11 protein-coding genes and 1 tRNA gene are annotated in these 14,348 nt (G+C 42.9%); 4 read left to right on the top strand and 8 right to left on the bottom strand.

Annotated features, from left to right (window positions below; all coding sequences use genetic code 11):
* Positions 1 to 22 precede the first annotated feature (22 nt).
* Together ACMJ0U_RS02850 and ACMJ0U_RS02845 are read right to left on the bottom strand one after the other, a co-directional pair.
* Entirely contained in the window at positions 23 to 832 is an 810-nt protein-coding gene (locus tag ACMJ0U_RS02850) for a Fic family protein (protein ID WP_289591286.1), read from the bottom strand.
* Between the two features lie 176 nt (positions 833 to 1,008).
* Positions 1,009 to 1,092, bottom strand: a tRNA-Leu gene (locus ACMJ0U_RS02845).
* Positions 1,093 to 1,257: 165 nt separating this feature from the next.
* Here ACMJ0U_RS02845 and ACMJ0U_RS02840 point away from each other — a divergent pair.
* Complete coding sequence (locus ACMJ0U_RS02840) at positions 1,258 to 2,301, top strand: mannose-1-phosphate guanylyltransferase (RefSeq protein ID WP_417128040.1); 1,044 nt, start codon at positions 1,258 to 1,260, stop codon at positions 2,299 to 2,301.
* An 87-nt stretch (positions 2,302 to 2,388) separates the two neighbouring features.
* Here the strand turns inward: ACMJ0U_RS02840 and ACMJ0U_RS02835 are convergent, their stop codons facing one another.
* The 4 genes from ACMJ0U_RS02835 to ACMJ0U_RS02820 all read right to left on the bottom strand — a co-directional run bounded on the left by ACMJ0U_RS02835 (position 2,389) and on the right by ACMJ0U_RS02820 (position 7,235).
* Positions 2,389 to 4,758, bottom strand: a complete 2,370-nt coding sequence (locus tag ACMJ0U_RS02835; protein WP_417128039.1) for a TonB-dependent receptor — start codon at positions 4,756 to 4,758, stop codon at positions 2,389 to 2,391.
* Between the two features lie 118 nt (positions 4,759 to 4,876).
* Positions 4,877 to 5,284, bottom strand: coding sequence for an HIT family protein (locus ACMJ0U_RS02830; RefSeq protein WP_417128038.1), 408 nt, complete (start codon positions 5,282 to 5,284; stop codon positions 4,877 to 4,879).
* A 53-nt stretch (positions 5,285 to 5,337) separates the two neighbouring features.
* Positions 5,338 to 5,802: a transcription elongation factor GreA gene (gene greA / locus ACMJ0U_RS02825; RefSeq protein WP_007559849.1), complete on the bottom strand. Its 465-nt coding sequence runs from the start codon at positions 5,800 to 5,802 to the stop codon at positions 5,338 to 5,340.
* A 287-nt stretch (positions 5,803 to 6,089) separates the two neighbouring features.
* Positions 6,090 to 7,235: a DUF4369 domain-containing protein gene (locus ACMJ0U_RS02820; protein WP_417128036.1), complete on the bottom strand. Its 1,146-nt coding sequence runs from the start codon at positions 7,233 to 7,235 to the stop codon at positions 6,090 to 6,092.
* 247 nt (positions 7,236 to 7,482) lie between these two features.
* On the opposite strand from ACMJ0U_RS02820, the gene pnp reads away from it, so the two are divergent.
* Both pnp and ACMJ0U_RS02810 read left to right on the top strand, forming a co-directional pair.
* The gene (gene pnp, locus ACMJ0U_RS02815) at positions 7,483 to 9,666 is read left to right on the top strand and encodes a polyribonucleotide nucleotidyltransferase (protein WP_417128035.1); all 2,184 of its coding nucleotides are present in this window, start codon (positions 7,483 to 7,485) and stop codon (positions 9,664 to 9,666) included.
* A gap of 156 nt (positions 9,667 to 9,822) precedes the next feature.
* Positions 9,823 to 10,995, top strand: coding sequence for an iron-containing alcohol dehydrogenase (locus ACMJ0U_RS02810; RefSeq protein ID WP_417128033.1), 1,173 nt, complete (start codon positions 9,823 to 9,825; stop codon positions 10,993 to 10,995).
* A 71-nt stretch (positions 10,996 to 11,066) separates the two neighbouring features.
* Here the strand turns inward: ACMJ0U_RS02810 and ACMJ0U_RS02805 are convergent, their stop codons facing one another.
* Positions 11,067 to 12,350: an O-acetylhomoserine aminocarboxypropyltransferase/cysteine synthase family protein gene (locus tag ACMJ0U_RS02805; protein ID WP_417128032.1), complete on the bottom strand. Its 1,284-nt coding sequence runs from the start codon at positions 12,348 to 12,350 to the stop codon at positions 11,067 to 11,069.
* Positions 12,351 to 12,470: 120 nt separating this feature from the next.
* Between ACMJ0U_RS02805 and ACMJ0U_RS02800 the strand changes: the two genes are divergently transcribed.
* Positions 12,471 to 12,917, top strand: coding sequence for an acyl-CoA thioesterase (locus ACMJ0U_RS02800; protein WP_417128031.1), 447 nt, complete (start codon positions 12,471 to 12,473; stop codon positions 12,915 to 12,917).
* Between the two features lie 99 nt (positions 12,918 to 13,016).
* Here ACMJ0U_RS02800 and ACMJ0U_RS02795 read toward each other — a convergent pair.
* The coding region (locus ACMJ0U_RS02795; RefSeq protein ID WP_417128030.1) for a transglutaminase domain-containing protein at positions 13,017 to 14,348 on the bottom strand (1,332 nt) is incomplete at its 5' end.

The raw sequence follows: 14,348 nt of genomic DNA, 5'->3' as shown, positions 1-14,348 counted from the left end.
ACAACAAATATAGATACTCATATTAAAACATAAAACAGCCTCCTCGCTTTCGAGAAATGTTGAAATGTTCAATCTCCAAAGACAGTGATTTTTTCAATTGTCCTACCATAAAATCCAAAAAAGGCTGATTAGTTTCTTTATCTTGGCATTGACGTAGAGAAAGAATATATTCTTCTCTATCCTCTTTGAATATCTTTGTTGGAAAAAGATGATAGCCAAATTGAATGTAGTTCATCAACAATCGAGCCGTTCTACCATTACCATCTACCCAAGGATGAATAGTTACTAAATTAAGATGGGCATTAAAACTCAGTTCATATTGTTCTCGAAAGGTTGTCGCTGTTCTTTGCTTTTCTTGAAGAATTGTACACAATTCATCTATCTTGGCAGGAATTTTCAGATAATTCATATAAGAACGGCCACCAATGCCAGCTGTAACGCCGCACAAACGAAATTCACCTTTTGAAGAATCGAAAGAACCACCCATTACGTTGTGTACGCTACCTGTAGTGCGCATCAATGTTGCATTCAATTTTTGCAGAAAAGCAGAAGTTATGGGTATAAGACTAACAGAATCTGTTTTGGCAAGCTCATATGCTTTCTTTAAGTCCTCATTCATCAAATGATAGACCAATGGCTTTCCTTTGGCAGTCAAGCCTTCATCGAAAAGCATTTGTGCTTCCGCTTCGGTGAGTGTAGAACCCTCAATCGCCGTAGAATGGGTAATAAGAGAATAGAGGTAGTACTTTTCATAGTCCACCGCTTCACTTATACCAAGTTGCTGAAACTTCTGGTACAACTGTTCAATCTCTTGCCAAACACCTTGTTCCATTGACTTTCATTTAATTGAGTTTATTTCTTTTCAAAGGTAGTGTATTTGTATTGTGTAGCCAAAGAAAATAATGATTTACTACTATATTTTTTGCGCCTGTGGGGAAAATGTGGGGAAAAATCAGACAAGCAAAAAGGCTAAGTAATTGATAATTCAATACTTAGCCTTTTATTCTGTACCCAGACCCGGGGTCGAACCGGGATGGATGTTACTCCACTGGTGTTTGAGACCAGCGCGTCTACCGATTCCGCCATCTGGGCATCATTTTCGATTGCGAGTGCAAAGGTACACATATTTTTCGATAGTGCAAGAAATCCGGACAAAAAAGTTGAAAAAAAGTTTTCTAACACTATTTAGAACCCTTTTCTAGAGTTTCTTGCAAAATAAACCCTATCTTAGCATCAAACTTTAAGCTAGCATCTATCATGGACAGTAAGAATTTTTATTGCATCATCATGGCCGGAGGAACGTGGCGTCGGTTCTGGCCATACAGCCGGAAAACCTTACCCAAACAATTTCTAGACTTTTTTGGAACTGGCCAGACACTCTTGCAACAAACTTACGAAAGATTTAAGCAGATTCTTCCTACGGAGAATATTTTTATTACAACCAACCAGCATTACAGAGAACTGGTGCTTGAATCGATTCCCGAATTCAACGAATCCAACCTGATTGTGGAAGAGGAACACCGGAATACGGCACCTGCCATTGCATACGCATCGTATGTCATTCAAAAAATCAACCCGGATGCCAGTATCGTGGTGGCTCCTTCCGATCATCTGATTCTGAAAATGGATGAGTTCAAACAGGACATCCTGAAATCGCTGGAATTCGCATCGCACTCAGGCAAACTACTGACATTAGGCATCAAGCCCAGCTATCCGGAAACAGGATATGGCTACATACAGGTCTCTGAAGAAAAAGAAGAAGATTTCTATAAAGTCAAGACATTCATCGAGAAGCCGTTGCGGGAGTTTGCCGAGGTATTTGTGCAAAGCAATGAGTTCTACTGGAATTCTGGCATCTTTGTATGGCATGTTAACACGATTCTGAAAGCATTCCATGAAATGATGGCAGAGGTATGTCCGCAAGTGGAATGTGATATGCCGAAGTTCAGTACTTGTCCCAACAGTTCCATTGATTATAGCATCATGGAAAAGGCAGACAATGTATATGTACTGCTTTGTGACTTCGGGTGGGCAGACATAGGCACATGGAACGCATTGTATGACGCTTCTCCCAAAGACGAAAATCAGAATGTGACAACGCACAGTAATGCGTTGCTATATAACTGCAAAGACAATATCATCATGACTCCCAAAGATAAATTAGTGGTTGTACAAGACTTGGAAGGGTATCTGGTAGCAGAACAAGGAAATGCCCTGCTTATCTGCAAAAAGGATGACCAAAACGCCATCCGGAAGTTTGTCAACGATGCAGAGATGAAATTTGGTGAACTGTATTCATGAGTTACAGCAAACCTTCTCACACATAAAAAGAATGGCTTGTCTTTCCACAAACAGAGAGACAAGCCATTCTTTTTATAGCGACCCAACTTAATACTCAAAGGTAATTCCTAACGTAGGGAGTAACGTGCCACTCTCCTGCCGGATGGATTTCATGACATATCGCTGCTCACTCAGCGGTGCAGAAGGATTTTCAATCTGTCCGGTACTCATCAGCGCATCAGGCTGACGCAGCTTGCTGGCTGTAATGTTCTGGATATCGAGATAAAAGCCCAACATACATTTTTTCAAATAAAAGGTTTTATCCACCCGCACATCCAGTTGAGCGAAAACAGGCAGACGTTCCTGATTATAGCGGCTATAGTCATAATAAGCACGCCCCCGCACGTTCCAAGCTTCCACCAGCGAAGATTTCTCCACGTCATAAGGCGTGTAAGGAGAGCCTCCAATACAACTGACTTTAGCTCCCAGGCTCCAGTGCTTGGGGAAATTATAGGTCCCGCTCATATTCAGAATAAAACGGTTATCCCAGGCAGAAGGTACGTAGCTACCTTGTTCACCCTTCTTGAATTCACTTTTGAAAATGGTCAGTGAAGAAGAAAGATTCAGTTTTTGTACCAACAGCCATTTGAACATCAGTTCTACCCCGTACGAGCGACCTTTAGCCTCGGAAGAGAGGGCTTCATTCCCGATGGTTCCATAGTCATTTCCTTTGCACGAAAGAGGTATCTGGTCGGATAAGGAGAAAGGCATATGTCCGTATAATTTATAGAAACCTTCTACGGAAAGCTCCATGTTTTCATTGGGTGTCCATGACAGTCCCAGGCTTTCCTGTGATACGGAAATATAGTCCAAGTGACGGTTGACATAATCCCCGTCTTCTCCTTTGAAACCCAGTGCCGTATAGGAAGGAAGTTGGTAATACAATCCCATATGCCCACTCAGGGTAAGGCCCTCAATCAACCGATAGGATACCGACAAGCGCGGCGACAACTGACGCCATAATTCCTTCATTTTATCACTGTAATTATTTCCATCGGTACGTACTCCCATGGAGGCAGTGAAACTTTTGTCGGGAGCCGCATAATCTACTGAAGCAAACATCCCCCAACGCCAGAGAGACAAATCGGTATGGTAGTCATACTCCCGCAGGGCATTGACAAAAACCTTGCGGTATTCATTGCTCTTGTAACGGGAATAATTCAGGTCGAATCCTGCTTTTACCTTCCACACGCTCCAAGAAGAAGTGTTTTCCATACGCAGTTTGGTTTCCTGCTCGATGGAACCCAGACGCAACGTCAGGTTTTCTTCGCTGCTTTCGTCATTGTCACGATACTTCACATTCCGGTTGTTCAGATAGCTTTGACTTAATACGATTGACTGCACATGCCGTTGGGAATAATGACGGTACACACCTCCTACAGTATAGGTTTCCTGATTGATTTCGGGTAAATAACTGAGCATGTACTCGGCATCTTCTCCTTCAATCCCTAAATTGAGTTTCATGCGGTCGATACCCCCAAGACCAAGCAAAGTCAGTTCGTTATGGCTGTCAAAACGGGTTTTAATTTTAAAGGAAGCATCCGTATAGGCCGGAAGAAAAGGCAAGCCCAAAATCTTAAACAATGCCTGCAGGTAAGACTGGCGCACAGATACCAAATAAGAAGTCTTGTTACCCATATGCCCATTGGAACTGAGTGAAACCTCCGAGGCTCCTAAGGTTGCTTTCAGGGAATTGCGTTCCATATCTCCATCACGCAGACTAAAATCAAGTACACTACTCAATGCATTGCCCCTATCGGCCGGAAAGGCTCCACTATAAAACTTCACACTGCGAATCAAATCGGCATCAATCAGCCCAACGGGGCCTCCGGAAGCTCCCTGTGTACTGAAGTGATTGATATTCGGTATTTCCACCCCATCCAGATAGAAACGGTTTTCAGAAGGACTTCCTCCCCTCACAATCAAATCATTGCGATAACCTATTGGTGAAAAGGCTACTCCCGGATAGTTTTGTACCACTTTCGAAATATCCCGGTTGGCACCTGGGGCTTTTTCAATTTCCTGCAAACCAATCACCCGCAAACTGACAGGACTTTCCGGTACCTTCTGGAAAGGAGAAGCAGTCACAACGACCTCATTCAATGACGCATTTTCTTCCTCCAGTTCTATCTGCACATAGGGGGTCACATGGTTCACCCGATATTCCGGCGTTAGCTCCGTTCTATATCCGAGAAAAGAAGCTTGCAAACGATAAATCCCGGGAGGCACCTGAGTGATGAGAAAATTCCCGTTGGCATCAGTGGAAGCACCGATACCCAGTCCCACTACAAGCACGTTCACAAATTCCAATGGCTGACGAGTAGATTTATCAATCACCACTCCTTTAATCTGATATTCTGCCGCAAAGACATTCCAGCACAGGCAACAAAGAAGAATAAAGAAAGAAATCCGTCTCATAAACATAGGCTCCAATTCTATAAAAAACAGGCATGGTTTTCATGGAATCCATCCAACTAAAAACCACGCCTTAAAATACGAAGAATCCTTTATATCAAAGGTATTTTTGAGAAGAAAATTATTTGCTTACAGCCTCCCAAGCAGAATTTATTGCATTGGCAATTTCAGTAAATTCTTCCTGAGAAAGTTTAAGTTTCGGATTAGAGAACAACATGTCTGATTCTTTCTGGATAGGAATCAGATGAATGTGTGCATGAGGAACTTCCAGACCAATCACAGCCTCACCTACTTTCTTGCAAGGAAAAGCTTTCTGGATAGCCAGCGCCACATGCTTGGCAAACACATGCATCTGAGCCAGCTCCTCATCGCTTAAATCGTAGATATAGTCTACTTCCCGTTTGGGAACTACCAGCGTATGTCCTTTCACCAGAGGATTGATGTCCAGAAACGCATAAAAATTGGCATTTTCGGCTACCTTGTAGCTCGGAATTTCGCCTGCAATGATTTTACTGAATATTGTTGCCATATTGTTAAGATATTAAATAAGGCAAGCCCGCTGAAGCGGACCTGCCTTATACATTAAAATGATATACCCATAATTTCCAAAGAGATTTTTCCCTGTGGAATAGTGATTTCTGCTACATCGCCTACTTTCTTGCCTAACAAACCTTGCGCAATCGGTGTGTTCACTGAAATTTTTCCCTGTTTCAGATTCGCTTCACTTTCCGACACGATAGTGTAAGCCATCTTCATTCCTGTTTTCACATTTTTCAGTTCCACACGGCTCAAAATCTGCACGGTGTCTGTCTTCAGTTTAGATGTATCAATAATCTTGGCATCACCGATGGTTGCCTTCAACTGGTTGATTTTCATCTCCAGCAAGCCTTGTGCTTCTTTTGCAGCATCATACTCTGCATTTTCAGACAAATCGCCTTTATCACGTGCTTCTGCAATAGCAGCCACAATCTTCGGACGTTCCACCGATTCCAAATGTTTCAATTCAGCTACCAGCTTCTGATAGCCTTCTTCTGACATGTAAGCCATAATTTTTCTCCTTAAATATTCGTTATTAAATTATTTATTTTCGATAAAAGTAAAGGGCTGTCCAAAATAAGAACGGTTTATCACAAAAGTAAAGTCATTCTGAACGAAGAGTGAACCCTCCCCTATGATGGGAAACAAACGGGTCCTTCACTTTGTTCAGAATGACAATCTGACAAATCAATTTTTACTTTGATACAGCCTCTCTTTCACAGAGTCTTATATCTTGGGACAAAGATAAATCTTTTTACAATACCAGTCAAGTTTATCAACACATGCTTTTCAACATGTTACAACAAATTCTTGATAGCTTCTTCCATGTTTGTCTTTTCTTCCACACGCAAACTCAATTCATTGTTGCGGTTTACCAGGAAGGCGGTAGGCAATTGAGTTACGCCATACATACTAAGATAAGTGGAATATGGACCTTGCGGATCACGCACACAAATCCAAGGAAGATTATCAGCAGCAGTTTTCCAGAAATGCTCATCCGTATCCAAAGAAATCTGATAAATCACTAGTCCCTGAGAAGCATATTTGTTATATAGTTCACGCAAAGCCAGGTTACGAGCTCCCGAGGCAGCAGAAGAATAAACCGTAAAATCAACTAAAACCACTTTACCTTTCAAATCAGTCAGACGATGTGTTTTACCGTTCAAATCTTTTAATTCAATATCAATGATAGAGGCTTCCTGAATCTTATCTGCCGGAATCGCCACATCTTTTACCTGAGGCGTACGTGTATTCTTCATTCCTTTTATTACCATATTATAAAGGTTACGCGAACGGTCGGCATGAGGATACAAATTGTTCAAGCTAGTAGCTACTGCCGCAAAACATTTCACGTCTTCCTTACTCGTCAACGGATCAAAAATCATATAGCCGTTCAACTGCTGGAACAAAGCAAAATAGGCATATGCCTTATTAGGAGCAGCAAAGATATAATTACGCTTCACGTGGTCTTTATACGCATTAACCAACGAAAACAAACTATCTTGGGCTACTCCGGCCGGAAGTCCAGACTGGCCCAGCTTATTCACCTGATCTTGCAAGTTTGCCTGAAGCAGTACCAGTTCCTTTATTTTCTGGTTATTTTCCGACCCTTCCACCTGATAAGCTGTAGCAAAACCAGTATTATCTGCTTTCACCATCACCGTTTCAGTAGAATCAACGGAGAAATTAATTACCTGATTATCCAGTCGAAGCCGATAGAACTCAGGAGAATCCGGACGAGCACCAGAAAAGCAGAACGTTCCACTCTCATTCAATTTCACAGAATCGACCTTCACGATACCGTCCAAACTGGTATGTTCCAGATACAGCATTTTATCAGCCGCGCCCGATACCGTTCCTTCCACTTTAAAAGCAGGCTCATTATGACACGCCATCAGTCCGGCTGACAGCAATGCCGTTAACAGATAAGTATTTCTTTTCATACCTGATTTTCTTTAATCTCACATTCTTAATGTAAATTCAAGTTGCAAAGATACGGCTTTTCATGACGCCACAAAGTTTTTGAAAGACAAATCCACTATCCAACCGATGAAAACCGCTGTTTTCACGACAATTTATTGTCTAAAAAGCACTTCGGTCTGAAACTTTTATACAATTACTTACTTTTATCCACAATAAAACACTATCTTTGTACGCTTTTTTAGATGAAATAATATTAAATCAATTTTTATGATCAATCCTATTGTTAAGACGATCGAGTTGAATGATGGAAGAACCATCACACTCGAAACGGGAAAGCTGGCAAAACAGGCAGATGGTGCTGTTATGCTACGCATGGGTAACACCATGTTGCTGGCTACTGTTTGTGCAGCAAAAGATGCAGTTCCCGGAACAGATTTTATGCCTCTTCAGGTAGAGTACAGAGAGAAATACTCCGCATTCGGACGTTTTCCCGGTGGCTTTACCAAACGTGAAGGAAAGGCTTCAGATTACGAAATCCTCACTTGCCGTCTGGTAGACCGCGCTTTACGCCCTCTGTTCCCAGACAATTATCATGCTGAAGTTTACGTAAATATCATACTTTATTCTGCTGATGGCGTAGATATGCCGGATGCACTGGCTGGTCTGGCTGCTTCTGCCGCACTGGCTGTTTCTGACATTCCGTTCGGAGGTCCGATTTCTGAAGTTCGTGTTGCACGTATTGACGGTCAGTTCGTCATCAACCCGACATTCGAAGCACTGGAACGTGCCGACATGGACATCATGGTAGCCGCTACCTACGAAAACATCATGATGGTGGAAGGTGAAATGAAGGAAGTTTCTGAACAAGACTTGCTGGAAGCCATGAAGTTTGCTCACGAAGCAATTAAGGTTCACTGCAAGGCCCAGATGGAACTGATGGAAGAAGTAGGCAAGACTGTAAAACGTGAATACTGCCACGAAGAAAATGACGAAGACCTGCGCAAGGCTGTACACGATGCCTGCTACGAAAAAGCATACGCCATTGCAAAATCAGGTAACAAGAACAAACACGAAAGAGGAGATGCCTTCGATGCAATTTGCGAAGAATTCAAGGCTCAGTTCTCCGAAGAAGAACTGGAAGAAAAGGGTCCGATGATTGACCGCTACTATCACGACGTAGAAAAAGAAGCAATGCGTCGTTGTATCCTTGATGAAGGCAAACGTCTGGACGGTCGTGCTACTACAGAAATCCGTCCTATCTGGTGCGAAACCAGTCCGCTGCCAGGTCCTCACGGTTCTTCTATCTTTACTCGTGGTGAAACTCAGTCTTTGAGTACTGTTACACTGGGTACAAAGATGGACGAAAAGATTGTAGACGATGTACTCGACCAGCACAAAGAACGCTTCCTGCTTCATTACAACTTCCCTCCTTTCTCTACAGGAGAAGCAAAAGCACAGCGTGGCGTAGGCCGTCGTGAAATTGGTCACGGTCACTTGGCATGGCGTGCATTGAAAGGACAGATTCCTGAAGATTATCCTTACTGCGTACGCGTAGTTTCTGATATTCTGGAATCTAACGGTTCTTCTTCTATGGCTACAGTTTGTGCCGGAACATTGGCTTTGATGGATGCAGGTGTACCTATCAAGAAGCCGGTTTCTGGTATTGCAATGGGATTGATCAAAAATGCCGGTGAAGATAAATACGCTGTATTGTCGGATATTTTGGGAGACGAAGACCACCTGGGTGACATGGACTTCAAAGTTACAGGTACACGCGACGGTATCACAGCAACCCAGATGGATATCAAGTGTGACGGTCTGACTTACGATATTCTGGAAAAAGCATTGATGCAGGCAAAACAGGGACGTGAATACATCCTTGGCAAACTGACTGAATGCATTGCAGAGCCTCGTGCAGAACTCAAACCTCATGCTCCACGCATTGAAACTCTGACTATTCCGAAAGAATTCATCGGAGCTGTAATCGGCCCGGGCGGAAAGATTATCCAGGGTATGCAGGAAGAAACCGGTGCTACCATCACCATTGAAGAAGTAGACGGCGTAGGCCGCATTGAAATTGCCGGAACAAACAAGAAATGCATCGATGATGCAATGCGCATGATTAAGGCTATCGTAGCCGTTCCAGAAGTAGGTGAAGTATACACTGGTAAAGTTCGCTCTATCATGCCTTACGGTGCATTCGTTGAATTCCTGCCGGGAAAAGACGGATTGCTGCACATCTCTGAAATCGATTGGAAACGCTTCGAAACAATCGAAGAAACCGGATTGAAAGAAGGTGATGAAATTGAAGTGAAACTGCTGGACATCGACCCGAAAACTGGTAAGTTCAAGCTGTCACACAAGGTATTGCTTCCGAAACCGGAAGGAATGACTGAAAATCATCCGAAGCGCGAACGTCGTCCGCAGAACAACCACAAGGATAAAGAATAATCTACTTATATATCCTTTAACCCAAAAGGCTGCCCTTACCGGCAGCCTTTTTTATTTGAAACCACAATACACAAAAAGACATTTTTAACATCCCTCCTGAACCATTCTGCTTTTATTTTCGTACTTTTGGGTAAATGAACTTTAAATAGCTATATTATGAACGCAAATCCTGTATTCAGTTTGCACATCCCGACCAAGATTTTGTTCGGATGCGGAGAGTTAAGAAAGTTGGCGACAGAAAAGTTACCCGGCAAGAAAGCCCTGATTGTCATCTCGTCAGGAACCTCCATGAAGAAATACGGCTACCTCGACAAAGTCGTTGAACTGTTACAAGAAAACAATACAGAATCGGTTGTCTACGACAAGATTCTGCCCAACCCGATAAAATCTCACGTCATGGAAGCCGCATCTGTCTGCCGCGAACAGAAATGCGATTTCATTATCGGACTTGGCGGAGGAAGCAGCATAGACTCCGCTAAAGCCATCGCCATCATGGCCTGCAACGACGGAGATTACTGGGATTATATCCCTGCAGGTAGCGGAAAAGGACGTCCTGTAAACAAGGCCTTGCCTGTCATAGCCATTCCTACCACAGCAGGGACAGGTACAGAAGCCGACCCATGGAGTGTCATCACCAATGAGGAAGCAAAAGAAAAAATCGGCTTCGGAAGCACTCTGACTTTCCCAGTGCTTTCCATCATTGATCCGGAACTGATGGTTTCCATTCCTCCGCATCTTACAGCCTATCAGGGATTTGATGCCTTCTTCCATGCAGCCGAAGGGTTCCTGGCCAATTGCGCCACCCCCATCAGCGACTTGTATGCGCTTGAAGCCATCCGCTTGCTATATAAATACCTTCCGGTAGCCGTGAAAGACGGACGTAACCTCAAGGCACGCGCAAAAGTGGCATGGGCCAGCACATTGGCCGGACTGGTAGAAGCCACTTCCTGCTGCATTTCCGAGCACTCGATGGAGCATGCCATGAGTGCCTTCCATCCGGAACTTCCACACGGAGCCGGCCTGATTGCCATCAGCGAAGCTTATTTCGAAACATTCCGTAACGACTGCATGAAACGTTACATGAAAATGGCCGAAATCATGACTCAGCAAAAGAGTAACCGTCCCAGCGACTTTATTGATGCACTGGTACGCATGCAGAAAGAATGCAACGTATACCAATTAAAACTGAGCGACTGGGGAGTGAAAGAAGAAGAACTTCCTCTCATGGTACAAAACGCACGCGATACCATGGGTTCATTGTTTACCCTTGACCCGCGTCCACTGACCGACGAAGAAGTGTTACAGATTTATCAGAAATCTTTCCGATAAATACCGGAGTCAGATACAAAAAAAGGAGAAATGTTTGTTCCTCCTTTTTTTGTATCTCAGTTTTAAAACTTTTAAACCTGTGCCATAGCCTGCTCCAGGTCGGCAATAATGTCGTTGACATTTTCAATACCGACAGACAAGCGAATCAAATCAGGAGCCACACCTGCCTCAATCAACTGTTCATCTGTCAACTGCCGGTGTGTATGGCTGGCCGGATGCAGCACGCATGTACGTGCATCAGCCACATGAGTCACTATGCAAGCCAGTTTCAAGTGATCCATAAATTTGATTGCCTCTTCGCGAGTGCCATCCAGTCCAAAAGCAATCACACCGCAAGAACCGTTCGGCATATATTTCTGAGCCAGTTCATAATACTTGTTGCTCTTCAAACCACAATAATGTACCCATTTCACTTTCGGATTTGCCTCCAGCCATTCCGCTACTTTCTGTGCATTCTCACAATGACGCGGCATACGCAAATGCAACGTTTCCAGTCCCAAATTCAACAGAAAAGCATTTTCCGGTGACTGTATAGAACCCAAATCACGCATCAACTGAGCCGTTGCTTTAGTCATATAAGCCATCTTTCCAAAAGCCTTCGTATAAGTAAGTCCATGATAAGACTCATCCGGCTGTGTCAACCCTGGGAATTTATCGGCATGTGCTTCCCAGTCAAAATTGCCGCTGTCTACAATGGCACCTCCCACACAAGTGGCATGTCCGTCCATGTATTTCGTGGTAGAATGTGTCACAATATCTGCTCCCCATTCAAAAGGACGGCAGTTAATCGGAGTAGCAAAGGTGTTATCCACAATCAAAGGCACCCCGTGCTTATGGGCAATACGGGCAAATTTTTCAATATCCAGCACATTGATACCCGGATTAGAAATAGTTTCACCAAACAAACATTTGGTATTCGGGCGGAAAGCCTTTTCTATTTCTTCTTCCGGCGCATCGGCATCAATAAATGTACACTCAATGCCCAGTTTCTTCATCGTTACAGCGAACAGATTGAATGTACCTCCATAAATGGTAGATGAACACACAAAATGATCACCTGCCTCACAAATGTTAAATACTGCATAGAAATTGGCCGCCTGACCGGATGAAGTCAGCATTGCTCCCACTCCCCCTTCCAGTGCTGCAATTTTGGCAGCCACAGCATCATTCGTCGGATTCTGCAAGCGAGTATAGAAATAGCCGCTGTCTTCCAAATCAAAAAGACGAGCCATCTGCTCACTGGTATCATACTTAAACGTGGTGCTCTGATAAATAGGCAATACACGAGGTTCTCCTTTTTTCGGAGTCCATCCGGCCTGTACACAAAGTGTCTCTTTGTTGAATTTCTGTTCCATCTTATATAATATTATTTATCTACAAATCATTCTGACGGACAAAAGTAAGAAATATTCCACCATTGATAGCAGATTTATGAAAAAAAGATGTACATTTGACGAAAACTTAAAAACATTACTATGAACGCAGAATTCCAATTCAAACATGAAATCCCCGTACAAATCCGTTTCAGCGATGTAGACCAATACGGTCACATGAACAACTCCGTGTATTTCTCGTTGTATGATCTGGCCAAGACATCCTATTTCCGCGATGTATTCGGAGAAGAAGAATGCGACAAACTCAACGTAGTAGTAGTCAATATCAATGCCGACTTTTTGGCTCCTGTATTCTTTTCCGACGAACTGATAATTGAAACCACAGTCATCCATCTCGGACACAAAAGTTTCACCATGCTACAACGAGCGTTCAACAAGGCCAGCGGAGTATTGAAGTGCCAGTGCCGTACCGTATTGGTGGGATACGATATTTTGACAAAAGAGCCGATGGAAATTCCTATAGCATACAAACAAGCTATCTGCGACTATGAAGGCAAAACATTAAGCGAATTGTCTGAGCCCATATAATAAAAGACAGCAAAAGCCATCTTTTAGAAAACACAAACACCTCCCTTATCAGGCTTTCTGCAAAATAAGGGAGGCATCCATGTAACTTCCATAAAAACACTAAGGTTTTATTGAAAGTGGCAGACTGTATGCCTTTCTTTTATTTCTTAATTCCTGAGCCAACACATCGGCCTGCGTATCATCTACCTGATTCTTCTTCAAGGAAGAAACTGTAGTTTCTATCAATTGCTGCAATTCTTTAGCCTGAGGATGAGACAAATTGAAATAATCTTCCTCTCCATGAAAATAAAGCAGTTTCAATTGGGCCAACGCCAGTTCGGCTTTCAATGCTACCTTTCCTTTAAAGACATGACGAGGCAGGCTTGTGTCTGTGGATAATTTCAGATCCTTACTGGAGGCTTCTATAAATGAGATTTCCCTTTCCTGTCGAAAATTCTTTCCGTCATAGTTCATTGAACAGATATAATATTTCCCGCCTATGAAATCCAGAAAATAAATCCGGTTTCCGGTATATTGCACCTTATCCACATTCCCGACGACAGACAAAATATTCAACGGTCTAATCTCCTGTATATTTTTACCTTCAAAATCACTCCTCACAATCTTCATCTTTTCATCTTTCATGGACAGATAATACCAGTAACCATCCGCATACATTGCTTCTGTTTTGATGATATTGCCTTTCACATTGAATCGTCTGATTACGCATTTTTCATTATCAAACCGGGTGCCTGAAGGAAGGTAAATTCGCTCTTGCAAATTTAAATGAGGTCTGGCATGTTCAAAGACCGTATAAAACAAGTAATCAGAAGAGAGAAAATATTTATTAATGCTGTACATATTGGGTGCGTAGCTACCCGCATCGTCAAACGTAGCATCTGCATGATACCATTCACCGTCGACAAATATTCGGTTCCAAGCATGACCAGAAGTGCCCGGAATTGCCCCTGTCACATAATCCGTCTCAATACCCAGTCCATTCAACAATAAGGAATAAGACAAACTATACCCCTGACAAACAGACTTCCTGTCCAAGAAAGCACCCAAGGCAGAAAAAGCGCTATATGCAGAAAAAGGATAACCTTCGTTTCTTTCTCCGTAAACTACTTCCTTACATAAATTCCGGTAAAGTGTATAGGCTATTTCGGTTGGCGCCATCCGATAATCCAAAAGTGCATAATACCGCTCCAGCCCCTTTTCTATAAACGGATAAATTTGATGGAAATAAACAGTAGACATTGAATACCGTGGTATAAAAGTCATCAAATATTCAGGATTTTCAGAATCTACCCTATAGCCTACATTTCCTCTGACACCCAAATGAAAGAGTAAAGGATTGTTTAGCAGAAAATACTTATAGATACTATCTGCCTTGTCAGGAGATATCTGAAATTCTCTAACGTTTATTTCTTTTTCTCCCCGCAAAACACC

The sequence above is a fragment of the Phocaeicola sp. genome (genome assembly GCF_048170425.1).
Classification (GTDB): Bacteria; Bacteroidota; Bacteroidia; order Bacteroidales; family Bacteroidaceae; genus Phocaeicola.
This window is presented reverse-complemented; position numbering and strand designations above follow the sequence as displayed.

Coding starts and splice junctions, on each gene's coding strand:
- ACMJ0U_RS02850 (WP_289591286.1), bottom strand. CDS start 832: ATGGAACAAGGTGTTTGGCAAGAGATTGAACAGTTGTACCAGAAGTTT.
- ACMJ0U_RS02840 (WP_417128040.1), top strand. CDS start 1,258: ATGGACAGTAAGAATTTTTATTGCATCATCATGGCCGGAGGAACGTGG.
- ACMJ0U_RS02835 (WP_417128039.1), bottom strand. CDS start 4,758: ATGAGACGGATTTCTTTCTTTATTCTTCTTTGTTGCCTGTGCTGGAAT.
- ACMJ0U_RS02830 (WP_417128038.1), bottom strand. CDS start 5,284: ATGGCAACAATATTCAGTAAAATCATTGCAGGCGAAATTCCGAGCTAC.
- greA (WP_007559849.1), bottom strand. CDS start 5,802: ATGGCTTACATGTCAGAAGAAGGCTATCAGAAGCTGGTAGCTGAATTG.
- ACMJ0U_RS02820 (WP_417128036.1), bottom strand. CDS start 7,235: ATGAAAAGAAATACTTATCTGTTAACGGCATTGCTGTCAGCCGGACTG.
- pnp (WP_417128035.1), top strand. CDS start 7,483: ATGATCAATCCTATTGTTAAGACGATCGAGTTGAATGATGGAAGAACC.
- ACMJ0U_RS02810 (WP_417128033.1), top strand. CDS start 9,823: ATGAACGCAAATCCTGTATTCAGTTTGCACATCCCGACCAAGATTTTG.
- ACMJ0U_RS02805 (WP_417128032.1), bottom strand. CDS start 12,350: ATGGAACAGAAATTCAACAAAGAGACACTTTGTGTACAGGCCGGATGG.
- ACMJ0U_RS02800 (WP_417128031.1), top strand. CDS start 12,471: ATGAACGCAGAATTCCAATTCAAACATGAAATCCCCGTACAAATCCGT.